Genomic DNA, 20,740 nt, shown 5'->3' on the forward strand with positions numbered 1-20,740 from the left:
TTGCTAGAGTCTTTTTTAATGCTGCTAAAGAGGGCTAACTTTTTGCAAATAAAATTATTTCCCCCGCTACTATACCTGCTGGCACCTTGGCTGTTTATTCATTCTGCACAAGCACAGTCTATTGTGCCTATCTCTAATGTGCCTACCATAGTGCAGCCAGAGCCCTGCGCAGCTTTCTGCTTAACTGTTACACCCACGGTTTGTGTTACCGCTGAAGCTAATCAGCGCTGCCAGCAACCTCTTCGTATTGAATGGCAAGGTTTGCCAACCACCCAAAACCCTTGTGCTTATATAAATAATGAACTGCTTTATTGCTGGACCGAGCAAACTATTTCATATTCAACAGAGCAGCCTGGTTCCCATGGCGAATGGGAAGGCATAATTACATGGCCTGAAGAGGGTACCGTTAGTTTAACCGACGAAAGTGGTACTATTGTGGCAGAGGTGCCATTAAGTACTCAAAGCCTAAAACCACGGCGTGCTGTGCAACGTTGGAGTAGCTCGAAATGAAAAAGCATATTCTGATAGCCGAAGACGACCAAAAGCTAGCGTTACTCATTAAAGAGTACCTTGAACAAAGTGGTTTTCAGGTAACTTGGGAAGCACGGGGTGATAGGGTGCCTAACTTAGTCAAACGGCTGCAACCCGACCTAATTATTCTCGACTTAATGCTACCCGGTCTCGATGGCTTTGCCCTGTGCCGCGAACTACGGCCCGTTTTCCATGGCCCTATTTTAATGTTCACCGCACGCCAAAGTGACATTGATCAGGTTTTAGGTTTAGAACTTGGTGCCGACGACTACGTAGTTAAGCCCATTGAACCGCGGGTATTGGTAGCACGAATAAATGCTTTATTACGCCGCAGCCAAGAATTTCAAGACACCAGCAACACTTCGCAGCAAGACCTTGTTTTTGGCTGCTTAACCATTAAACCAAGTTCACAAGTGGCTTTACTTAACAATAAAGATATTGAACTTACCAGCCATGAATTTGAACTACTTCGTTATTTAGCTGAACGAGCGGGTACGGCCGTAAGCCGTGAAAAAATACATCGCGACATTATTGGCCGCGAATACGACGGCCTTGACCGTACCGTCGACATGCGTATTTCGCACTTAAGAAAGAAAATTGGCGACGATATTCAAAAGCCAGAGCGCATTAAAACCGTGTGGGGCAAAGGCTATTTATTTACTGTCGACAGCTGGGCAACATAAGCCATGCGGCGCCTGTTCATTCATTTTTATATATTTATTGCTCTTGCCGTTATTGGTTTAGGCTGGAGCCTTGAACATATTTTACGTAGTGAAGAGCCGCAAGTGCCCGAATGGATTACGCCTTTTTCTCAGTTATTAATTGCGCAAGCTGAACTAACTACCCAGCCGCAGCAGCTTTCAAGCCGGGTTGGCTTACCCGTTACTACTATGCCTGCAACTGCTGTGGCATGGCCTGAAGTAGAGCAACAGCGCTTACTGGACGGTGAAGCTATTGCACTATTTAATAGCCACCAACAAATTTTTCTTTATTTACTTCCCTATAACAAACCGGAGCCGATGTTGTGGCGGGTAGGCCCGATTGGTGAGCCTATCGCTAAGCCCACTTATTGGTATCACCTGCTCGTGTTTGCATTGCTTATTGGGCTAGCTACTTTTTGGGTGTGGCCACTTGCGCGCGACTTATTAAAGCTTGAACGTTACTTAGGCAAGCTACCAAGCCAGCAACACAAACCCTTACGCTTGCCGAAGCAGTCGATGATAACCAGCCTTGCCGATAGCTTTAACGCTATGCAAGGACAAATTCAGCATTTGCTTTCGTTGCAGCGAGAGCTTACCCGTGCTGTTTCTCATGACTTGCGTACACCCTTGGCACGAATGAAGTTTTCGTTAGCTATGCAAAGCGACACAAAAGCCTTAGACACCGCCTCGTTAACAGAAGACGTGGTTGAAATGGAACAGTTAGTAGAAACCTTGCTTGAATATGCAAAGTTGGAAGGGCAAGAAAAGTTACTCCAAATAAACACGGTGAATGTTGGCGAGTTATGCCAGAACTTAGTCGAAAAGCTGAATAGTATGCCTGGCCTAAGGGTAAAATTAACTGCACGCGACAACCTTTTTTGCCCATGCGATGGCCATTATATTGAACGGGCATTACAAAATTTAATTCAAAACGCCCGCACTTATGCAAAATCGGCGGTGCAGGTGTCGGCGCTTATTCAGCGCAACAAATTATACCTGCATGTAGACGACGACGGTGCAGGTATTGCCGAACACGAACGCCAATATATTTTACAGCCTTTTGTCAGGCTAGACCCAAGCCGCGCTAAAGACGCAGGTGGGCAAGGTTTAGGCTTAGCCATTGTTGCCCGAATTGTGGAATGGCATCAAGGCGAGCTATGCATCGAAACCAGCCCGCTCGGTGGCGCGCGCTTTAGTGTGGTGTTGCCTTGTAAGGCTAGCTAATAACTTCAAGTTCCGAGGCATGTTCAGCAAACCATGCTCGCAATGGCTCAAGTTGGTCGAGTGGAAACACGTAACTGGCGGTAATTTTACGGGTGTAAGGAAAACTCAAATAACCTTGGGTTTCACTGTATTCGCCCATGGCTACTTTACGCACCACCGACTTTGGCGCTATGTCCATGCCAACCCGTAACTGGTCGCCGCGGACTTCGAGTAGGCTCAGAATATCCTTGCTGGTATCATGTTCGAACGTGCGGTTGCCCCACATTTCTGGATAAAGCCCATACATGAATAACACAATACCCCCACTGTATTGAAAAATAGTGCGACCCCATAGACCGTAGGCAAGAGCAATCAGCCCAAAAAATATGAGTGCGCGCTGTAACTTTGATAATTGGCGGAGCTTTTTTAGGGGCATGTGCTCAATGTCCATTATATGAATAATTAGAAGCCTTCTATTTTCGATAAGAATACTAAACAGCCTGCCAATTGAACAGTACTTGGGCTAGTCGCATCTGTAACTAAATGTAAGAATGAATGTAAGCGTAAATACGAAGGAGTTTATATGACTGATAAAACCTACACCCCACCCAAGGTTTGGAAATGGGATGCTGAAAGCGGTGGCAAATTTGCCAGTATTAATCGGCCTATTGCTGGCCCTACTCATAACAAAGAGCTACCAAAAGGGCAGCACAACTTACAACTTCACTCGTTAGCAACGCCCAATGGCGTGAAAGTAACGATTATGCTCGAAGAGCTACTCGCAGCGGGCATTGCTGAGGCTGAATACGACGCTTACTTAATTAATATTATGGAAGGCGATCAGTTTAGCAGTGGCTTTGTCGACATTAACCCAAACTCTAAAATTCCTGCGCTTATTGACTACGGTACAACGCCGCCTACCCGAGTGTTTGAGTCGGGCTCTATTTTGCTCTACTTAGCCGAAAAGTTTAATGCCTTTATACCCAAGCAACCTGCGCAACGAACTGAATGCTTGAATTGGTTGTTTTGGCAAATGGCGAGCGCACCTATTTTAGGTGGTGGGTTTGGGCATTTTTATGCCTATGCGCCGGAAAAATACCAATACCCTATCGATCGCTACACCATGGAAGTGAAGCGCCAGCTCGACGTACTTGATCGCCAACTCGCTGAGCACACTTATATAGCAGGAGAAGAATACACCATTGCCGATATCGCTATTTACCCGTGGTACGGTGCCTTGGTGAACAACACCGTATATGAAGCGGCTGAGTTTCTTGAAGCGCACACCTATAAAAACGTGCTGCGCTGGGCCAAGGCGATTGGAAAGCGTGAAGCGGTAAAACGTGGCCGCATGGTGAACCGTGCTTGGGGCGAGCCCCATGAACAGCTACATGAGCGGCACCAAGCCAGTGACTTTGAATTAAACACGCAAGATAAAATTGGCCCGGCTGAAGACGTACTTTAATTCAATTCAGCTGAGCTAATGTAGTGTATTCCAGGTTGCTGTTGTATGGCAGCCTGGAGCATAGCTTGGGCAATGCGCTGGGCAGGGTTTATGCGTATTTTTTTAGGCAATATCGGGCCCAATACCTTCAGTATTCCCAGACCAATGGATTCACCTAGCCGAAACTCGTTGCGCTTGCCGCCAATAAGCCCTGGCTGAGCAATGGTAAGCGAAGCAAAGTTTAATTGCTTTAAGGCGGCTTCAAGCTCTCCTTTCACCTGGTTATAAAATATTCGCGACTGTGGGTTCGCTGCCATTGCCGAGTTTAGTACAAAGCAAGGCGTGCCAACTTCTTTAGCGGCACGAGCAGCATGCAGCGGGTAACTAAAGTAATAACCAACGTTACTGCCGTACTTGCTAAAGCTTTGCTTAGCACGTGACCACCCACTAACCCGGTGGCGCCTAAAATCATTAGTTTCATTTTGGTCCTTGGTTACTCAAGCGGCCGCTCTTCATCGCGGCATACTTCTTGCGGCCATTCAAACTCAATGGTGGTATGGGCTAGCTCAAAAGCCACTAGCTTGGTGGCTATTTCTTCTTTCAATTCAATGCTGGCCGGTGCGTCTAACGGTTGGTTTAATTCTAAATGCGCTGTTAATACATGGGCGTCACCGTCAAGCGACCACAAATGCATATGATGCACATTGTCTACATGGTCGAGCGCCAGCAGCGTGTTTTTAACTTCATTGTATAGCTTGTTGCTCGGTGTCGCCTGTACAAACAACCGTACCGTTGCCCGCAAATGCTTAATCACATTGAACAGTATGAAAAGAGTAAAGCCAATAGAAAGCAAGGGGTCGAGAATAGGCCAGTTCACAAACAACAGCACTATTGCGACTACGAGTACCGCCACCCAGCCGAAAACGTCTTCTAGTAAGTGCCAGTTCAGCACTTTTTCATTCATGGTATTGCCGTGAGAAAGCTTATAGGCCGCATAACCGTTTGTTAGCACACCAAAAATAGCTAACACCACCATGCCTTTCGCCATGGGCATTTGCGGCTGCCACAACCGCGGAATGGCTTCAAATAGTATCCAAGTAGAGCCCACCACAAGCACGATGGCATTAAGAAAGGCGCCCACTAGGCTTAAGCGCTTATAGCCATAGGTAAATTTATCTGTTGCTTGTTTGCCGCTTACTTTATGCAGCACCCAACCAAAGCCAAGCGCTATGGTGTCGCCTAAGTCGTGCACTGCATCGGCCATAATCGCCACGCTATTAGTAAGAATGCCGCCAATAAACTCAATAATGGTAAAGCAAAAATTCAGCCAAAAAGCGATGGCTATATTTTTACTCGAGTTCTGATGGGAGTGATTATGGTTATGATCATGCATAATTAATTGATGTTGGGGTCAGAAGAGGGCCATGGCAATAGATTACGCCTTATAGCTGTTGGATGAAACTAATGCTCTTCATTAAAAGCACTCGAGTCAAAGCCACCCATAAATGCTAAGCTTAATTCGTTGGGGTCAGAACAAAAAAACTTGGCTTAAAAACGGTAAACCGCGGCCTACAAGCCATGGGGTCAGAAGCACACAACATAAAAAGTAAGGAGTAGGTATTGGCGAAGCCACGTAAAAAACAACCACTGCGCACAGTAGACATTCGCTGTGCTGGTTGCCGAGCTCCACTTTATAAATATCGTAAAGGTGGCAAAGGGGCGTTAGTAAAGTGTTTTGTCGAGCGCATTGCAGCAGACTTTACTACCGAGCCTTGTACTTGCCCTGGCTGCGGCCAAGTGTTTGCTCGTGCAACGCTTATTCGCGGTACGCCGGCTTACAAAATAATTGGCGGCAAAGTTGGAGTAAAATAATTTCCGTTCACAAAGGTGATGACTATTGCAAAGCACCATAAAATAAATTACGTCGAACTCCCTACCAAACGACTGGAAGAATCAAAGCAGTTTTTCCGTCAAGTGTTTGGTTGGTCTTTTATTGATTACGGACCCGATTATGCTGCCTTTGTCGATGCTGGGCTAGATGGTGGGTTTTTTCGGGCGCCGCTTTCTGTCAGTGCCATTAAAGGTAGTGCATTGGTTGTTTTATATAGTGCAGCACTTGAAGAAACTCTTAAACAAGTAGAAGCGGCTGGCGGCACTATTTTACAAGATATTTTCAGCTTTCCAGGTGGTCGGCGGTTTCACTTTGCCGACCCAAGCGACAACGAATTCGCAGCTTGGTCTAAATAAGCAGGATTGAAATAATGAGGTTTTTACTATTACTATTAGCTCCCTTATTGGTACTGCAGGGTAAGCGAGTAAGAGCCCGTACGGTGCGTTTACCCGAGCCCGAAGGTCAGCGTTCAGGTGCTAGCGGCAAGCCTTCTAACCGCCCCTTACGCACGCTCGTGCTTGGCGATTCCGCCGCTGCTGGCGTTGGCTGTAGCTCGCAATACGAGGCGGTCACTGGGCACTGGGTTGAAGCGCTTAGCGCTCATTATCATGTGCATTGGCAGTTGGTGGCGCAATCTAGCTTAACCTGTGCTGGGGTGCTTAAATTATTAAAAGAAACCACCCTAACCATTGAATCGGCCGATGTAGTGTTAATTTCAGTGGGCGTAAACGACGTTACCCGGCGCACCTCGGTAAACCAGTGGCAGCAAGACTTAAATGCCATGACCCAATACCTTAAGCAAAACCTCGCTACAAAAACTATTATTTACACCACATTACCACCTATGCATAAGTTTCCTGCCTTACCGCAACCATTACGCATGTTTGTAGGGGGCCAAGCGAAACGCTTAAACAAAGCCCTAGAACAACACTGTACGCACAACGCTAACACACATTTTTTGGTTTTTGACGTGCCTTTTGCGCCAGAATATATGGCCTCCGACGGCTATCACCCGTCGCCTAAAGCGGCTGCTCTTTGGGCAAATTCAGCCAGCGTGTTTGTTATTTAACCCTTTTTTGTTCTGACCCCATGGCTTGTAGGCCGCAGTTTTCCGTTTTTTTGCCGAGTTTTTTTGTTCTGACCCCAACATTGGGTTGGTATGGTTATTGCTAAGTTAGTTGCTCACAGCATTATTTTATAGTAAGCGGCAAGGGCTTGCCTTCTCATAAAGCTATTGCACGGAAATTTTAAGGGCATTGTTATGACTAATACTATTTCGGGTGGCGCATTTCAGTTTTCTGATTACTCTTTGCAAATGCTGAATAGGCGTAAACTTTCGCAACAAGACCTGACTGATTTTGGTCATATACTTAATAAAGCCAGTAGCACTACAAAAGCTCCTAAAAATTTTCTAAAGAGCCTTTCACAAGCAGAGCTTGCCGTTGTCCAAAAAGCCCACTCGTTGGCCAATACAATAAACATTAACCAGCTCAGTACTGAAGGGGCAGCTAATTTACTTACCCAGCCAGATCCTGATTTCAGGGTAGACTTAAATAACGACGGGTTAGTTGAAATTGGTGAAGCAAAAACCTTTAGTTTCCCGCCTCCAAACGCGCCAAACCATGTAAAGGAAGCCTGGAAAGAAGCAACCGCAGTTTTAAATGAGATGGACAAAGCCACACTTGAATTGCGTATGCATAGTTCAGTTTATGGTATTCAAATAAACGGGATATCGAGCAAAACCCCATTACCTGCGAACGTTCAATGGAGTGACGGCGGCTTGCAAAACTTGATCGCTACCCTGTATTCCCAGCTGGAATTTTCTGTTTCTATGGAAGGCTGGACCGAGGGTAATAAACAATTTGAAGGGGTTATTAACGCATTTGCAGCGCATCTTCATACGCCGAGCTTTAGTTCTATAGCAAACAACAAACCTATACCGGCCACAACGTCGGAAGCAACAAACCCACCAGAGCCTGAGCAACCTACAACCGAACGAAGCAGGGAAGTGATGCAACTACTTTTAGACGCACGACTTGGTATTGATCGAGAGAAACTTGAACGGCTAGAGGAAGAAATACAGCGTATTACCAACGACCCAGATATGCCAGATGAGCTAAAACATCAACTTATCCAATCGTTACAAGAACAAAAAGAAGCCATTTTAGAACAGGCTAGAAAATTGACAAGCTGGGCTTAATTAGCTTTCATGACAAGAATTGGCACAGTAATAACAACCTATAATCACTTTTCCTGGCCATTTGCTTTTTGCTGCTTCGACAGCTTCTTTGCAGCCAGGGTAGTAGCCTAAATTAACTTGGTTTTCTTGTTCTGGTAGGTGCGCACAACCCGTTGTTCGGTTATGTATTTCATAATCGCCACTGGCTTGCTGCTTTTTATTAATAATAAACTGCGCCATTCCCTTACCCTTCCTCAATCTATCAAATACCTAGCACTTTAGAACCACGACTTTGTGCTTTTAAAGGTTTGTTTCAACAACCTTTACTTGCTGCTGCCTGCTCTACATATAGCATTATTAGTTTTATATTCAATAGCTAATAAGTAATTAAAGAGTGGGTTGTGCGGAAGATAAGAATAGAGTGTGAGAGCAAAAAAAAAGGCCAGACTTTTGCCTGGCCTTACTAATAACTTTTAATAATTAAGTTGTTTTATTTGGTAAACGGATTGCTGATGTGGCTTGTTCACCTGGTACTCGGGCCCGTAATTGATTATCAACAAAACGCATTGGATAACTAATAGGGTAAGAGTCTTCGCAGTCACTAATACTAAGGTCTAGCTCGTCGCCGCGTAATTTGGTTTTGGTTAAAAACACTTCTTTACCGTCAAGCCATGCCTTACCTGTAATACGTTGAAATTCTTGCTCTAGCTCTACTCGACAAACTTTACCGTCGGCACGCTTCCATTCCCAGGTACCTGCTACTTTTGCCGGAATAATCCATTTGTAAATGTTAACTCCACTAAATTGAAGCCGTTCGTCGGCACGCCAAGCACCCATATCGAAGGCGTGGGAAATAACCCGTGTACCTGGCTTCAATTCATTTAATAATCGCGGGCGTAATTCTATATTAACCGAATGTAATAAATACATAGTAACGACCGTTGCTTCACTAAAGTCAGCAGACAGTAAGTCGTCTTCAACAAAAGACACTAAATGGCTTACCTTCACCCATTCAGCATATTCTTTTGCTTCTTCATTACGTAATGGGTCCATTTCAACGCCTACCGCACGAATGTCCCAGTCTTTTGCCGCAGCAACCACAATACGACCGTCGCCTGAACCTAAGTCGTACAGCACGTCTTTCGGGCCTAAAGCTGCAAGTTCTAACATAGCATCTACCGATTTTTCATCGGAAGGCACGAAAGGCACATCTAGCAGTGTGTGAGGCGGCTCTTCCGCAGAATAATCGTCAAACGATAAGTCTCTAAACAATGGTGCACCTGAAATGTAAGGTTCTACTACCCAGCATAAACTAAAGAATAATACGGCTGTAAATAGTAAAACAGAGAGAGGGTGTTGCTCAGCAACGAAAGTCAGCCTTGTTATGGCTTGTTCGAACTGTACGATTGTTGCACAAACTGGGTGAAAAATCAATTGTTCGAACCTAGCCTAAAAAAAACAGTTCTAATTAATCATCGAAACCTTAAGCAAAAAACTGTTTTATTTAGCTTTTTATATGTTGCTCTTAAAGCACCCTTCTATTACCTTTGTGCCTACTGAAAGTGAACATTCAACTGCAAGACATGGGCGATCTCGATGCTGTTAACGCTGTGTATACAACGTTCTTTAACAGCAACTTACCGGCCAGAACAAGCTACGGCGTGGCAACCATACCGCTAAATGCCCTAGTTCAAATTGATGTGGTACTGTCGAACACTGAAGGTACGCCACCAACTTCAGCTGTGTAATAACAAGGTAAACTCAATAAACAACGGGAAGTACAACCCGTTGTTTATTTAACTTCTGGGTTAACCAACTGAAAGGTATTAATATTCATTAAGTCGTCGGTAACCCAATGAGGAATAGCAACCTGGGCGGTAGCTTTCACCAATTGCGTAGAAAATTCCAACATGCGCAGCGAAACCACCAAGTTGTTATCACGCTCAACTAAGGTGCCAACTAATATATAATCGGCAGGCTGTAATTCACGCAGTTCTAAATAGTCCGTCGACAAAGCAAAGTCACCAAAAGGGGTTACCCGAATACCGTCGGTAAGTTTATATTCCACCACATCAAGCGACATGGCGTGTAACTCTGCGGCTAACTCTTGCTGTAATTGCAAACCTACTAAACTGCTTTCTTTCATGCCCGACGCCAGCCACACCGGACTGGTTACCGCTACACGCTGGCCAGCTTGCACGCCACGAGCGCTATCAAGTAACTGGTTCGCTAATTGGTGTGAAAAATCGGCCATGGTTAATTGGCCAGAATAAGCGTTCATAGCGTTGGTATTTCCTGGGCTGCTGCAGCCACTTAGCAACATAATACTAGCAACCAGTACGATAATATATTTCATTATTAACCCTCATTTACTGACTCGCGATACAAACCACCGCGTCGCCACTGGCTGCTCGTGGGCATGCTTTCAATTGTATGCCAAGGTACCATAACACTTGCCGCTGAAAGCACCGCCGCACTACGAGTGTTTACTAAGCGCGTATTCATTAATAAACCACCTTCAACTTCGCTATAGGTACCCACCACAATGTAATCAAAGCGATAGTTTTCACGTAATTCACTAGGGTTTCGGCTTAATGCCCGCTCTTGTTGCTGGCCAAGCTGTAACTGCTGCGTTAATCGATACTCAATTACGCTTACGTTATAGCTATTAGCGGCTGTCATTACCCCTTCCTGTAACTGCTTGGCCAATAGTGTGTGTTTACTTTGATCTTGGCTTAGGCTGTCAGCAGGGACAAAGCTTGCTATCGCAACCCGTTGTAAACCTTGTTGCTTTTCAAACAATTGGGCCGCCAAGGTATGTTGGTAAGGTGCTAGCCGTCCTGCTGCTATTCCCGATTGTCCGGCAAAGTCGCTTTCTTGTGGTTGGTTTGAACAACCAATCAATACCATAGCCGCAACAAGGGTTAAAAAGTAAATTCGAGTCATAATGCATTCTCACCTTAAAAGTCTTAACCTGTTATCGGCTTTAGGTTCGAATTCTTAAACCTGATGTTTGAGACGGATTTTATAGTGAGCAGGAAGCCCTAATAGCCTAGCGCTTACCTGTTATTACCGTAGCAGCCAGCTCGCCGCCTTCTTTGGTGTTTAACGCCCCTATGGTCCAAACCGCGCCTATCGCCCAAATTACAAAGTGGGTGGTCCAGGTAGCAAAACTTATATTAAAACCAAAGCTTAATAGCCAGGCACTAAAGTAAACAAATAAAGTAGCCTGCAACGATATACCGGCAAAAATTAATAGCGCCAGAACCAGCGCTATGGACATTGTAGCGTAGTAATAAAGTTTCATACTAAACGGCCCATAAGCCATTGATTTTTCGACATCGAGATTCAACGCTGAAAAAATAAAGTATCATACTGAACGGTAATATTAGGGCTGAATCCGCCGAAACTTGAGTAATAAAGTATCATACTCAAAATTGAATGCCCTTCTTTAGGGGTATTAGAGCCACCTAAAATCATGCGTAAACTTACCACGGACGAGTTTGGCTACGCCTCCTCACAAGATGGCAGACATCAACATGTTTCCGACGACAAGGCTCGCTCCTGCACTCACAATGCCATGGCTAAACTTCCCGCCTTACACCGAGCTCGCTGCGTTGTCGGCAAGATGATGTGAGACTCCACTAAAGTCAGGCTCCGGGGATCTCAAACTTTGGAAAAAAAGTGTCGTTAAGGTAGCCACCAGAAATCTGTGCACAGTCGAAGTCGCCCTCTGTCATGATTCGAAATTCATTGCCGCTTAATACCTTGATATTACCAATCTCAACGGCAGCATCATTTTTACTATATGATATTAGCAGGCTCTCCCCTTGCATCGAGAGTGGAATGCTAACCCCGAAATATAGAAGTTCCTTTCGACATGTAAAGTGCAAACGCATGTCGCTATGCGGGGGAGGGCGAAATGAATTTTCTCTGTATATTTTAAAGAGTTCTTTCCTGCCCCCCTCCTCAAAATATAAGCCCAAATAAATTGAGCCATCAAAGTCACATGCTTTCAAAGGAAACCTAGAGTGACCGAGATTACCCTTATCATCAAACTGAAACCATTGAGGTTCTTGACCACAACCTTTTAATTCAAAATAGGCTTCCTTAGAGCCTCCGCCCAATAAAACATGGGACACTTCTAAATAAAGTTGCTCATTCTCATCTGTAACAATGGAGAACCAATCAACTCCTAGTGCGCGACTGGCCTCGGCTGGGGTAATGACCAACAAAAGTATTAATAACCAGTAATTCCTCATTGATCGCATCCTCCATGGCTTCTACATTGTTTTCCAGCATCCTCCATCCATATTTCCGCGTAACTTGGGGCAGAAATAAACTGCCTTGCATGTAGCATCTCCCAGCTATACGCATTCACTTGTGACTCATCAATCCTTTGACGATAACTTGAGCCCCAAGCCTGATGGTCACGATAATGAATCAGTTCATGCCCCAAGACCAACTGAGCAACACCCCCATGACCGTGAAGCCCGTTCGGATTCAATGAGATACTTCTTTCACGGATTACGTATTTTCCTGCGTCTTTGATTCTATAGTCAGCATCAACTCTAACCCTATGCTTACCAACACTAAGCTCTCTAAGAATAGCATCCGCGAACTCTGAAGCGTCTGTAGTCAGTGCTTCAATGAGCACCGTTAACTCATTCGAAATATTAAGTGTAAGCATCTTACCAGAGTGATTCTTATGAGTAATTGTCGTTACTGTACGGTCATCGTTGTTCGCGTCCTTGTCTTCATCAATATTTTTTGTGGATTTTCGTCGTGCATGCTCGTGTTTCGAGACGGTAAATAAGCTAGCCAGCCCTGCGGAAACCGCCCCATTCGCAAACTTACCACCCACGAGGTGGGATACGGTTCCTCCAACCATGGCAGACATCAATATGTTTCCAGTTGGGCTCCCTGTATTTCCACCCAAAGAGCTTGCACCTGCGCTCACAAAGCCGTGGCTAAACTTCCCGCCTTGCACCGAGCTCGCTGCGCCGCCAACAATCCCCCTCGACATGAAGCCGCCAACTCCCTTTAATCCACCAAGGCTTTTACCCATGCCTGCCGTCAATCCACCGACTATCGCGCCGCGTAAATTTCCGGTCGCAATACCGCCCGCAAAAAAGCCTTGTAGCATCGTAACTCCCAAGGGCTGTGCACCTGGAATAACCATAATAGCTATCGACAGTAGTGGCGTAAATCTGCCAAACGTAGTGCTGAGCTTCTTAAAGAAATACCCACTCGGGTCAGTGTAACTCAGCGGGTTATTGAGTACATAGCTGTAGCGGTTATAGTTTTGTAAATTGGTGCCCGCTTGAATGAACGGGTCCGCCTGCATGAAGCGTCCAAGCACCGGGTTGTAGGTACGCCCACCCATATGAATCACATCCATGTCGTTCACCATGGTGTGGCCGGTATAGCCGCGCATCTCACCTAAATACTTACCGAGCACAAATTGGCTATGGCTCCACAACGTTGACTGCTTACCCCATGGGTCGTAAGCAAGCTGTTGTTTGAGCACATTTCCACTCACCGCATTGCCCGTTATCACAATGGTCGAGCCTTGAGCGTCCTTATGGAGATGCGTGACCCGCTCAGTACTTAAACTGCTCTCATGGTAATCGGTGTGCGTTACAACCGTACCACCCACCATAAAGCGATGCTCTATATCATTGTTTTCTAGTTTGACTCGTTCATAACCGCCAAATATCCAACGCTGCTTCGTGTCATTTCCACGGATATCTTCTTGATAAACCAGCGTGCGATTTGGCCCAGATGACGAGACCGAGGTCAATCGCTTCGGTCTCCCGCTAGCTCAGTAGTTAAAAATGTCAACTTATTCAAGCTGTTCGATATCGTTCACTTCGAGACAAGCTATGACATCCATCGAACAGTGATCTACTATTCGTCCTGACACAACGACCGGTTTCCCCATCTTTTCCAAAGGTATATCAAAACCTACAACTAACAGGACTGCATACTCATATCGGAGATATTCCATGTGCTCCTTCGACATAAAAAGGTGAAGGTTACCGCCATTTGGTCTATCCAGATACCCAAATAATCTAAGAGTTTTTACCTCGTAAAATTCTGTCGCCCCTGCAAGATCTAGCATTGAAATAGTTACAGGATCATTGGGCCATGGTTTGCAAATACCTCTCATTTCATCGTCTATTGGAGTGCTTCCTTCTAGAATATCTAAAAAAATCGAGCATTGGTTCTGAAGAATGCTTGCTCCTGATCGCTAAAACTCGGCAGAGTGTTCCAGAGCACTAACCACAAACCACATTCATCATCACTCAGTTGGAGATGTTGATTATTGTACAGAGCGCTCCATGAATGACGGGTGTCAGCCATAAAGGCTTTTATCTCAGAGAGTTCTGTATCACCATTCATATAGCCTCGAATTAATTCAGTGAGACCTGATTTTGCATCTCCATAAAAATTACCAATCCGACGATCGCTTCCAAAGGAGCCAAAGGAAAACAGCGCCAAAATCACGAATAACAAGTAAAGGCTCTTTAACTTCATATGGTTACTCCGAGCATCTCCAACCGCAGACTAGGCTATTGTTCTCTGCCAAACTATCGTCCACGAGCAATGTAAAATCTTACAGACTGCCCAAGGAACAGCTTGTAGAAAGGGCTACCATGACACGAAGTGGGCAAAGACGATGGAGTCTATTGGGTTAATCCCCAGCCACACTGGCAAACCGGGAGGAAAGAAAACAGGGCAGAAAATGTCTAGTTATATAGACAAAAGAGGGAAGTTTTTTAGTGCCTGCCTAGAGCTTGTTAAGCGTGGATTTAATTTAGAGTGGATTGACACTAATCATTACGATTCTGAAAGCCTTGAGGTGGCTACCGATCTGCCTCATGAAACAGCAACCGAAGCATTCGTTACCTTGCTCGAACGAAAGCTGGTGCAACCACAAGAGCTGAAGAATGAGTCTGACAACCCTTCTGCTAAGCGTAAAGTTAAATATCATTGCGCCGCCTGCAATTCTTCTGTCTGGGGGAAACCAGGACTTGCAGTTCAGTGTCTGAATTGTGCGAAACCATTTGAAGAAATAGTTTAATTCAAAGTAGCTGCTCTATTTCTTTAAGCTTTCCATCCCACCACTGCAATGCCTCCCGCATCACGTCACGGCAGTCTTCGCCAACATAAGGGCCGTCTTGAATAGGACAGTATAAACCACTATCAAGTTCTCCTAGCGCCTTTCCATTCTCAAACACTTGCCATGGTCCCCAAGGCTTTCCGTCAACGTACTCCTTTAACATGTTATCTCGCTCGAACTTTATAAAGTCATGAAAGATCTGGTTACTACCCTCATCTTTCTTGATCAAGGACCACTGGGACGCAATCGATTTCGCATGCTCGGGAAAGGTCTTTTTATCAACTTTATCCAGCGCTGAACCGACAGTTCTGCATATAGCTACTGCCGCGATCCAAAGATATTTAAATTTATCCTGGTCATCCTCAACATCCAGAAGCTCGAGTAAGTCTTTTAAGTCAATCCAAACCTTCCGCGCATGTAACATTCTCGACTCCTGCTAAAGTAGACTCAAAAATTTTCCGATCCAAGTATTCAGCTTTTCTGTTGGAATTTTACCATCGCCAGCACCGGCGCAACTGTGGCGTAGTAATAAAGGTTCACACCAAGCCTTCCGTAACTCATTGACTTTTTGTAGTTGAGATTTACCGCTGAAAAAATAAAATATCATACCCAACATTAAATCAGGCTCTAAACTTTCAGCATCATAGGAGGATGATTTTCAACTGCAGCTTTTCGCGCACCCCGTTGAAGTTACTATCATCGAGGAGTCACAAACTTGGGGAAAAACTGCCCGTTCAAATAAACGCCGTCTAACTTTGAACAAGATAAAACGCCGGGCTCAATCCTCCCGCGAAACTTATAACCAGCCAAAATACGAAATTGATTCAATACAATATGTTCTTCTCCATTATGATAAGACAGCGTTAAGTCTTTGCCTTTATACTGCGGCGAAATATCAATAAAATAACCAAGGCGCTCATTGCACATCGGGAGTACTTTATTAGTCTCAGGCAGCCCATGACGGGGAACTTCAGTTATACGTTGAACCCGGCGTACTTCACCATCACTTTCTTCAAAGTACAAACTGAGCGTGAGCGGCTCATTAAAATCACATGACGCTAGCTCGATTTCAGATGACCACCTCATACCATTCTCATCTACAGGAACTTCAAGCCACAGGGGTTCTTCAGTGCAGCCAAAAAGCTCATAGAATGCTTTTCTATCCCCAGCTCCTAGAAAAACATGGTTTACTTGCAGAACAAGAGGCCCGCCTAACTGCTCACTGACAGAAAACCAACTTATACCGAGCCTTGAACTCGCATTCACATTCCCAATTTGCATTCCAAAGCCTATTAAACAAAAGATAAATAATAACCTAGTCACTATCCGCAGCCTCCATAAGCGTTGCAATTTTCCGTTGCGTCAGCTTTATAACTTTCCAGATATTCCGGATCTGAAATAAACTTATTCGCGTAATTAATTTCCCATTGATAAGCGCGAACTTCCGTTGCATTTCCCATCTGCGACCAAGCGGGCCCCGCACTTTTCCAGTCGCGATAATGAATCAGCTCATGTCCCAAAACCAGCTGAGCAACCCCAGAATGGCCATAGTACCCATTTGGATTTAACTCCATTTTCCCATTCTGGTAGACGACGCCTGAATCATTTAGACGATAATTAGCATCTACTTTTATCGAATATACACCGACATCGAACTCCCCTAAGATAGCCTTAGCTAAAGTTGAAGCATCTGCAACTAACGCGTCAACAAGGGTCGACAACTCATTTGAAATATCAAGCGATAGAGCCTTATCTCTATGTGCGGAATCCCTTAAAACCACATTTGTTCGCTTGGAGTTGTCTGCATCTTTATCTTCATAAATATCTTTCATGGCCCTTCGTCGCGCATGCTCCTGCTTCGAGACGGTAAATAAGCTAGCCAACCCGGCGGAAACCGCCCCATTCGCAAACTTACCACCGACGAGCTTAGATACAGTTCCACCAACGATGGTAGACATCAATATGTTTCAAGTTGGGCTTCCTGCATTACCCCCTATGGAGCTCGCGCCTGCGCTTACAAAGCCGTGGCTAAATTTCCCGCCTTGCACCGAGCTCGCTGCGCCGCCAACAATCCCCCCTCGACATGAAGCCTCCAACTCCCTTTAATCCACCAAGGCTTTTTCCCATGCCTGCCGTCAATCCACCGACTATCGCGCCGCGTAAGTTTCCGGTCTTTTTGATATCGTAGCTCCTGATTGCGTCCCAGGTAAGGCCATCGACAGTAGCGGAATAAATATACCAAACATGGTATTGAGCTACTCAAATAAATATCCACTTAGGTCAGTTTAATCGCAGTTATCACCGAGTTCGCGTGTCAAGTTAAAGCTGCCACGCTGAGTTAACCACTTCACAAAACGAAGTAGTCACTCCGGTTTCGCAGGTTTGCTGTCCTCGGGCTCAGGCGGCGGCATGGGGTCATCCAACCCCTCAATCTCGGCAGGGAATATATATCCGACATCAACTAAACAGCCTAAAGGCCTATCTCTCATATACACTTTAAGAACAGGCGGGCACTCATCGCGCAATAGAAATGTTCCTCTAATTCCAATGTAACGATACTGCATATGGTCAGGGCTGTACTCAAGGGTCATACAAAAAGTCACCATCTCATACACCCGAATCGCACGCATCGTCGACTCATCGTGCATCATCACGCCACAAAACTCATAAGGTGACTCCGTTTGGTTCAAGTCGCTTGGGTCAATTCGTAAATAGCCCTTTAACCTTACCTCTTGCCCAGAGTATGCTTCGGGAGTTACATTGAGCCTAAGAAAAGAGGTGTACTCAAAAGACTTCGCGGGGAAAGCTACTCCCATAAGAAACAATGCTGAGAGGCTCAGTAAAAATTTACGCATTAGCAATCTCCTTCGCGTCGCAAGTTGCACATGTGTAGCCGAGTGTTATCGTCGTTAACCGGCAATCCAGACGCCCGAAATCCATTCACATCAAACCGCCACAGCGCACCCCCCATGATGGGTTGTGGAAGTGTAGCCGTATGTCATCCGCTGCTCTAAATCTACATCAATATCATCCAATGAAGGTCGCCAGTAAAGCCCCTTATGTGTGCCATGGGAATGCCATGACGCGTACGGTTGCGCTCTCCCCACCATGACAAGATTAAGACTATTGGTCATGTAGTCAGTCTGCAAAGCACCAATGAAAAATTGCTCTCCCGTCTGGTAGATATAAGCTCCTACTTCCACATCAACGGTTAGTTTCGAGTGAACATTCTCATGCAACCAATTAGCAGCGTCCTCGCTTGTATCAAAGCGACCTGACCGTGCAACTTTGTCTCTTAATATTCTAAATTGCGGCTCAAAAGCTTCTCTCTGCTCGGCGGTTAGTGGCACCGAGCGACTCGAACGACGATATTGACTTTGATTTCCTCCTTCACTCAGTATCTGCAGCTTTCTCGGCTTTGATTAGAAATGGAGTGCAGCTATCGGTGACTGCTTCAGGAGCCAGAGGGGCTGCTCCCGATATTACTCCAACCTCTGACGTTTTAGGTAATCCTGACATGGACTCTGAGGCAGAAAAAGCCATTTCATCCATAGAAGCCCACCCTTCAAAAGAAACCGCCGTGGCCGTCTTGAAAGATGGCACACATGTTGCGCCTGACAGTTGCACCAATGATGGGTGTACTTTTACAGTAGATATGGCGCAAGTGAAGTTTGTAGTTCACAGGCATGTTAATAGCGATAGCTCAAACAATAGATTAGCAAGGATAACCAACGAAATGAGAGAGATGCCTGGACCGGGCGATCACTTATTCCCGTCCCGAGCATCTGCCCCTAACTATTTCGAAACACCATCGGGAGCGTTCCGAGTACTTGAATATACAGACGAAGCTTGGCGAGTAAGAACTATTTCAGGGGATGCCATTCCTACAAATTGGCACCCGCGAGATGCGAGAGCAAGGGTGAGGAGACGATGAATAAAATAAGTTTAATACTATTAGTGACTATTTCTTGTGCTCTACTACCTAGAGTAGGGGCTGCACAATCAATTACATGCGACACTTTGATGACTAATATGGCACCTTCAAATATCGACTATAAGCCTCTACGCGACATTTCTATAATTTCGCTAGTAGCGGTTCCAGATCGATATCACGAGCAACGTGTTAGTGTCGTAGGAGTTTTTGAATTGTATTATGATCGGATTTCGCTTTATGTATCAAAAGATCATTTTAATGCGGATGAAGCGAGCTCAATGGTTTGGGTTAACTTGCCGCAATGTATAGATCTAGAGGACATGGATGAGATGGCGAATTGGGTGGGAAAGTTTGTTCGTATTGATGGGGTATTTAATGCTTCGATGAAAAACTTTGCTGCTGGGACAATTGAATCTGTCGAGGTGGTTGAACTTTGGCATTCAGAAAGGTAATTATTAGTGCATTAACGCTATGGAGCAGGGAAAGTGGACAGGCGTACCTACAACCCGGTGCTTGGACGCTTCATGCAGGCAGACCCGTTCATTCAAGCGGGCAGCAATTTACAAAATTATAACCGCTACAGCTATGTACTCAATAACCCGCTGAGCTACACTGACCCGAGTGGGTATTTCTTTAAGAAGCTCAGCACTACGTTTGGCAGATTTACGCCACTACTGTCGATAGCGATTATGGTTATTCCAGGTGCACAGCCCTTGGGAGTTACGATGCTACAAGGCTTTTTTGCGGGCGGTATTGCGACCGGAAATTTACGCGGCGCGATAGTCGGTGGATTGACGGCAGGCATGGGAAAAAGCCTTGGTGGATTAAAGGGAGTTGGAGGCTTCATGTCGAGGGGGATTGTTGGCGGTGCAGCGAGCTCGGTGCAAGGCGGGAAGTTTAGCCACGGCTTTGTGAGTGCAGGCGCGAGCTCTTTGGGTGGAAATGCAGGAAGCCCAACTGGAAACATATTGATGTCTGCCATGGTTGGTGGAACCGTATCCCACCTCGTGGGCGGTAAGTTTGCGAATGGGGCGGTGACTGGGGCGATGAGTTATGCCTTTGGACAGATCGCCCGTTCCAGCGTCAGACGGTTACATGGAGGGAGGTCTACGACTGGAAATGTCAGCGAAGAGCAGATAAGGGCTGCCTGGGCAAGTATGCGAGAGCATCCAGAGATAGCTGCAATCGAAGCTGAGAAGGGCGAGTTCAACCTCACTGTCGATGCTAGCAAGGTCACGGGATATTATTCTGACACTCACACCATTAACGTCAATCCCGGGACGTTTGGCATGGAATACCAGACGATTATGCACGCAGGCTTTGAGGCAAGCATAGAAAACTTACCCGATGCTGAATGGCATGCGGCGAGGGATGCATACCCTCGCTACTATCCTTTCAGTGCCCAGCGCGTTCTATTCCATGAGGCAATGCATTCATTACAGGATCGTTCCGGGTTGAGATATACGCTTAATCCCGCTAAATACGAGATTCCGGTAATTCGCCAGACCAATGAGTTTATGTGGAGGCACTATGGTGAACCATTCCGAAAGGATCACACTTCTGTCCGCCCGAGGAACTGAAATGAAGACGCGATGCTTGACGGTACTGGCCCTGCTATTTTCTGTGGGGTGTAATGCGTCCCCATGTGATGGGGAAAGCATAAAGTCACACTTCGATGTGGGGGTTGAGATTGACGGCCCGCTGTCTATCGAGACAGTGGAAGAACGGCAG

The 20,740-nt window shown here is 45.7% G+C and carries 28 protein-coding genes; 12 read left to right on the top strand and 16 right to left on the bottom strand.

Features of this window, described 5'->3' with window-relative positions:
- Nucleotides 1–42: 42 nt before the first annotated feature.
- Genes M1L23_RS06935 through M1L23_RS06945 form a run of 3 tightly spaced genes read left to right on the top strand, consistent with a single transcriptional unit; the run spans nucleotide 43 to nucleotide 2,456 of the window.
- On the top strand, nucleotides 43–510 hold the full coding sequence (locus M1L23_RS06935; RefSeq protein WP_252626606.1) for a DUF3019 domain-containing protein: 468 nt from the start codon (nucleotides 43–45) through the stop codon (nucleotides 508–510).
- Nucleotides 507–1,214, top strand: coding sequence for a response regulator (locus tag M1L23_RS06940; RefSeq protein WP_252626608.1), 708 nt, complete (start codon nucleotides 507–509; stop codon nucleotides 1,212–1,214). Before M1L23_RS06935 ends, M1L23_RS06940 begins: the two co-directional genes overlap by 4 nt.
- Before the next feature lie 3 nt (nucleotides 1,215–1,217).
- On the top strand, nucleotides 1,218–2,456 hold the full coding sequence (locus M1L23_RS06945) for an ATP-binding protein (RefSeq protein ID WP_252626610.1): 1,239 nt from the start codon (nucleotides 1,218–1,220) through the stop codon (nucleotides 2,454–2,456).
- On the opposite strand, the gene M1L23_RS06950 is transcribed toward M1L23_RS06945, so the two are convergent.
- Entirely contained in the window at nucleotides 2,449–2,871 is a 423-nt protein-coding gene (locus M1L23_RS06950) for a hypothetical protein (RefSeq protein WP_252626612.1), read from the bottom strand. The genes M1L23_RS06945 and M1L23_RS06950 overlap by 8 nt on opposite strands.
- 147 nt (nucleotides 2,872–3,018) lie before the next feature.
- Between M1L23_RS06950 and yghU the strand changes: the two genes are divergently transcribed.
- On the top strand, nucleotides 3,019–3,900 hold the full coding sequence (yghU, locus tag M1L23_RS06955; RefSeq protein ID WP_252626614.1) for a glutathione-dependent disulfide-bond oxidoreductase: 882 nt from the start codon (nucleotides 3,019–3,021) through the stop codon (nucleotides 3,898–3,900).
- Here yghU and M1L23_RS06960 read toward each other — a convergent pair.
- From M1L23_RS06960 to M1L23_RS06970, 3 genes are read right to left on the bottom strand one after another with little or no spacing between them, the layout of a single operon-like run.
- Entirely contained in the window at nucleotides 3,897–4,196 is a 300-nt protein-coding gene (locus tag M1L23_RS06960) for a Rossmann-fold NAD(P)-binding domain-containing protein (RefSeq protein WP_252626616.1), read from the bottom strand. The genes yghU and M1L23_RS06960 overlap by 4 nt on opposite strands.
- Before the next feature lie 8 nt (nucleotides 4,197–4,204).
- Nucleotides 4,205–4,360: a hypothetical protein gene (locus M1L23_RS06965; RefSeq protein ID WP_252626618.1), complete on the bottom strand. Its 156-nt coding sequence runs from the start codon at nucleotides 4,358–4,360 to the stop codon at nucleotides 4,205–4,207.
- A gap of 12 nt (nucleotides 4,361–4,372) precedes the next feature.
- On the bottom strand, nucleotides 4,373–5,272 hold the full coding sequence (locus tag M1L23_RS06970; RefSeq protein WP_252626620.1) for a cation diffusion facilitator family transporter: 900 nt from the start codon (nucleotides 5,270–5,272) through the stop codon (nucleotides 4,373–4,375).
- 227 nt (nucleotides 5,273–5,499) lie between these two features.
- On the opposite strand from M1L23_RS06970, the gene M1L23_RS06975 reads away from it, so the two are divergent.
- The 4 genes from M1L23_RS06975 (at nucleotide 5,500) to M1L23_RS06990 (ending at nucleotide 7,970) form a co-directional block, all read left to right on the top strand.
- A complete protein-coding gene (locus tag M1L23_RS06975; protein ID WP_252626622.1) occupies nucleotides 5,500–5,751 on the top strand; it encodes a hypothetical protein in 252 nt (83 codons plus the stop codon).
- Nucleotides 5,752–5,769: 18 nt separating this feature from the next.
- Complete coding sequence (locus M1L23_RS06980) at nucleotides 5,770–6,126, top strand: VOC family protein (protein ID WP_252626623.1); 357 nt, start codon at nucleotides 5,770–5,772, stop codon at nucleotides 6,124–6,126.
- 14 nt (nucleotides 6,127–6,140) lie between these two features.
- On the top strand, nucleotides 6,141–6,839 hold the full coding sequence (locus M1L23_RS06985; RefSeq protein WP_252626626.1) for an SGNH/GDSL hydrolase family protein: 699 nt from the start codon (nucleotides 6,141–6,143) through the stop codon (nucleotides 6,837–6,839).
- 192 nt (nucleotides 6,840–7,031) lie between these two features.
- Complete coding sequence (locus tag M1L23_RS06990) at nucleotides 7,032–7,970, top strand: hypothetical protein (RefSeq protein WP_252626627.1); 939 nt, start codon at nucleotides 7,032–7,034, stop codon at nucleotides 7,968–7,970.
- Here the strand turns inward: M1L23_RS06990 and M1L23_RS06995 are convergent, their stop codons facing one another.
- Nucleotides 7,971–8,189, bottom strand: a complete 219-nt coding sequence (locus tag M1L23_RS06995; protein ID WP_252626628.1) for a hypothetical protein — start codon at nucleotides 8,187–8,189, stop codon at nucleotides 7,971–7,973. It abuts the gene before it with no gap.
- 240 nt (nucleotides 8,190–8,429) lie between these two features.
- A complete protein-coding gene (locus M1L23_RS07000; protein WP_252626629.1) occupies nucleotides 8,430–9,221 on the bottom strand; it encodes a class I SAM-dependent methyltransferase in 792 nt (263 codons plus the stop codon).
- Nucleotides 9,222–9,511: 290 nt separating this feature from the next.
- Here M1L23_RS07000 and M1L23_RS07005 point away from each other — a divergent pair, with 290 nt between their 5' ends.
- Nucleotides 9,512–9,697: a Rid family hydrolase gene (locus M1L23_RS07005; RefSeq protein WP_252626630.1), complete on the top strand. Its 186-nt coding sequence runs from the start codon at nucleotides 9,512–9,514 to the stop codon at nucleotides 9,695–9,697.
- 44 nt (nucleotides 9,698–9,741) lie between these two features.
- On the opposite strand, the gene M1L23_RS07010 is transcribed toward M1L23_RS07005, so the two are convergent.
- The 6 genes from M1L23_RS07010 to M1L23_RS07035 all read right to left on the bottom strand — a co-directional run bounded on the left by M1L23_RS07010 (nucleotide 9,742) and on the right by M1L23_RS07035 (nucleotide 14,489).
- Nucleotides 9,742–10,305: a FlgO family outer membrane protein gene (locus M1L23_RS07010; RefSeq protein WP_252626631.1), complete on the bottom strand. Its 564-nt coding sequence runs from the start codon at nucleotides 10,303–10,305 to the stop codon at nucleotides 9,742–9,744.
- Between the two features lie 2 nt (nucleotides 10,306–10,307).
- The gene (locus M1L23_RS07015; protein ID WP_252626632.1) at nucleotides 10,308–10,895 is read right to left on the bottom strand and encodes a FlgO family outer membrane protein; all 588 of its coding nucleotides are present in this window, start codon (nucleotides 10,893–10,895) and stop codon (nucleotides 10,308–10,310) included.
- 106 nt (nucleotides 10,896–11,001) lie between these two features.
- The gene (locus M1L23_RS07020) at nucleotides 11,002–11,256 is read right to left on the bottom strand and encodes a hypothetical protein (RefSeq protein ID WP_252626633.1); all 255 of its coding nucleotides are present in this window, start codon (nucleotides 11,254–11,256) and stop codon (nucleotides 11,002–11,004) included.
- Between the two features lie 343 nt (nucleotides 11,257–11,599).
- Nucleotides 11,600–12,211 (bottom strand): hypothetical protein, encoded by a 612-nt coding sequence (locus M1L23_RS07025; protein WP_252626634.1) that lies wholly within the window; start codon nucleotides 12,209–12,211, stop codon nucleotides 11,600–11,602.
- Nucleotides 12,208–13,752, bottom strand: coding sequence for an RHS repeat-associated core domain-containing protein (locus M1L23_RS07030; RefSeq protein WP_252626635.1), 1,545 nt, complete (start codon nucleotides 13,750–13,752; stop codon nucleotides 12,208–12,210). Before M1L23_RS07030 ends, M1L23_RS07025 begins: the two co-directional genes overlap by 4 nt.
- Nucleotides 13,753–14,156: 404 nt before the next feature.
- Entirely contained in the window at nucleotides 14,157–14,489 is a 333-nt protein-coding gene (locus M1L23_RS07035) for a hypothetical protein (RefSeq protein ID WP_252626636.1), read from the bottom strand.
- 208 nt (nucleotides 14,490–14,697) lie between these two features.
- Between M1L23_RS07035 and M1L23_RS07040 the strand changes: the two genes are divergently transcribed.
- The gene (locus M1L23_RS07040) at nucleotides 14,698–15,036 is read left to right on the top strand and encodes a hypothetical protein (protein WP_252626637.1); all 339 of its coding nucleotides are present in this window, start codon (nucleotides 14,698–14,700) and stop codon (nucleotides 15,034–15,036) included.
- A 1-nt stretch (nucleotide 15,037) separates the two neighbouring features.
- On the opposite strand, the gene M1L23_RS07045 is transcribed toward M1L23_RS07040, so the two are convergent.
- The 4 genes from M1L23_RS07045 to M1L23_RS07060 form a co-directional block, all read right to left on the bottom strand.
- A complete protein-coding gene (locus M1L23_RS07045) occupies nucleotides 15,038–15,499 on the bottom strand; it encodes a hypothetical protein (protein WP_252626638.1) in 462 nt (153 codons plus the stop codon).
- Between the two features lie 272 nt (nucleotides 15,500–15,771).
- Entirely contained in the window at nucleotides 15,772–16,356 is a 585-nt protein-coding gene (locus M1L23_RS07050; RefSeq protein WP_252626639.1) for a hypothetical protein, read from the bottom strand.
- Nucleotides 16,357–16,397: 41 nt separating this feature from the next.
- Nucleotides 16,398–17,033 (bottom strand): hypothetical protein, encoded by a 636-nt coding sequence (locus M1L23_RS07055; protein WP_252626640.1) that lies wholly within the window; start codon nucleotides 17,031–17,033, stop codon nucleotides 16,398–16,400.
- A 405-nt stretch (nucleotides 17,034–17,438) separates the two neighbouring features.
- Nucleotides 17,439–17,930: a hypothetical protein gene (locus M1L23_RS07060; RefSeq protein ID WP_252626641.1), complete on the bottom strand. Its 492-nt coding sequence runs from the start codon at nucleotides 17,928–17,930 to the stop codon at nucleotides 17,439–17,441.
- A gap of 1,075 nt (nucleotides 17,931–19,005) precedes the next feature.
- Between M1L23_RS07060 and M1L23_RS07065 the strand changes: the two genes are divergently transcribed.
- Entirely contained in the window at nucleotides 19,006–19,461 is a 456-nt protein-coding gene (locus M1L23_RS07065; RefSeq protein ID WP_252626642.1) for a hypothetical protein, read from the top strand.
- A 33-nt stretch (nucleotides 19,462–19,494) separates the two neighbouring features.
- Nucleotides 19,495–20,589: an RHS repeat-associated core domain-containing protein gene (locus M1L23_RS07070; RefSeq protein WP_252626643.1), complete on the top strand. Its 1,095-nt coding sequence runs from the start codon at nucleotides 19,495–19,497 to the stop codon at nucleotides 20,587–20,589.
- Nucleotides 20,590–20,740: the final 151 nt, after the last annotated feature.

Origin of the sequence: Aliidiomarina quisquiliarum (genome assembly GCF_023922585.1) — a bacterium.
Lineage (GTDB): Bacteria > Pseudomonadota > Gammaproteobacteria > Enterobacterales > Alteromonadaceae > Aliidiomarina > Aliidiomarina quisquiliarum.

What these genes read in the sequence shown, in the direction of transcription:
- yghU (WP_252626614.1), top strand. Translation starts at nt 3,019, where the DNA reads ATGACTGATAAAACCTACACCCCACCCAAGGTTTGGAAATGGGATGCT.
- M1L23_RS06965 (WP_252626618.1), bottom strand. Translation starts at nt 4,360, where the DNA reads ATGAAACTAATGATTTTAGGCGCCACCGGGTTAGTGGGTGGTCACGTG.
- M1L23_RS06950 (WP_252626612.1), bottom strand. Translation starts at nt 2,871, where the DNA reads ATGCCCCTAAAAAAGCTCCGCCAATTATCAAAGTTACAGCGCGCACTC.
- M1L23_RS06990 (WP_252626627.1), top strand. Translation starts at nt 7,032, where the DNA reads ATGACTAATACTATTTCGGGTGGCGCATTTCAGTTTTCTGATTACTCT.
- M1L23_RS07020 (WP_252626633.1), bottom strand. Translation starts at nt 11,256, where the DNA reads ATGAAACTTTATTACTACGCTACAATGTCCATAGCGCTGGTTCTGGCG.
- M1L23_RS06985 (WP_252626626.1), top strand. Translation starts at nt 6,141, where the DNA reads ATGAGGTTTTTACTATTACTATTAGCTCCCTTATTGGTACTGCAGGGT.
- M1L23_RS06970 (WP_252626620.1), bottom strand. Translation starts at nt 5,272, where the DNA reads ATGCATGATCATAACCATAATCACTCCCATCAGAACTCGAGTAAAAAT.
- M1L23_RS07050 (WP_252626639.1), bottom strand. Translation starts at nt 16,356, where the DNA reads ATGCAAATTGGGAATGTGAATGCGAGTTCAAGGCTCGGTATAAGTTGG.
- M1L23_RS07015 (WP_252626632.1), bottom strand. Translation starts at nt 10,895, where the DNA reads ATGACTCGAATTTACTTTTTAACCCTTGTTGCGGCTATGGTATTGATT.
- M1L23_RS07055 (WP_252626640.1), bottom strand. Translation starts at nt 17,033, where the DNA reads ATGTCTACCATCGTTGGTGGAACTGTATCTAAGCTCGTCGGTGGTAAG.
- M1L23_RS07025 (WP_252626634.1), bottom strand. Translation starts at nt 12,211, where the DNA reads ATGAGGAATTACTGGTTATTAATACTTTTGTTGGTCATTACCCCAGCC.
- M1L23_RS06980 (WP_252626623.1), top strand. Translation starts at nt 5,770, where the DNA reads ATGACTATTGCAAAGCACCATAAAATAAATTACGTCGAACTCCCTACC.
- M1L23_RS06940 (WP_252626608.1), top strand. Translation starts at nt 507, where the DNA reads ATGAAAAAGCATATTCTGATAGCCGAAGACGACCAAAAGCTAGCGTTA.
- M1L23_RS07035 (WP_252626636.1), bottom strand. Translation starts at nt 14,489, where the DNA reads ATGAAGTTAAAGAGCCTTTACTTGTTATTCGTGATTTTGGCGCTGTTT.
- M1L23_RS07065 (WP_252626642.1), top strand. Translation starts at nt 19,006, where the DNA reads ATGAATAAAATAAGTTTAATACTATTAGTGACTATTTCTTGTGCTCTA.
- M1L23_RS07045 (WP_252626638.1), bottom strand. Translation starts at nt 15,499, where the DNA reads ATGTTACATGCGCGGAAGGTTTGGATTGACTTAAAAGACTTACTCGAG.
- M1L23_RS06945 (WP_252626610.1), top strand. Translation starts at nt 1,218, where the DNA reads ATGCGGCGCCTGTTCATTCATTTTTATATATTTATTGCTCTTGCCGTT.
- M1L23_RS07040 (WP_252626637.1), top strand. Translation starts at nt 14,698, where the DNA reads ATGTCTAGTTATATAGACAAAAGAGGGAAGTTTTTTAGTGCCTGCCTA.
- M1L23_RS07010 (WP_252626631.1), bottom strand. Translation starts at nt 10,305, where the DNA reads ATGAAATATATTATCGTACTGGTTGCTAGTATTATGTTGCTAAGTGGC.
- M1L23_RS07060 (WP_252626641.1), bottom strand. Translation starts at nt 17,930, where the DNA reads ATGCGTAAATTTTTACTGAGCCTCTCAGCATTGTTTCTTATGGGAGTA.
- M1L23_RS06995 (WP_252626628.1), bottom strand. Translation starts at nt 8,189, where the DNA reads ATGGCGCAGTTTATTATTAATAAAAAGCAGCAAGCCAGTGGCGATTAT.
- M1L23_RS06960 (WP_252626616.1), bottom strand. Translation starts at nt 4,196, where the DNA reads ATGGCAGCGAACCCACAGTCGCGAATATTTTATAACCAGGTGAAAGGA.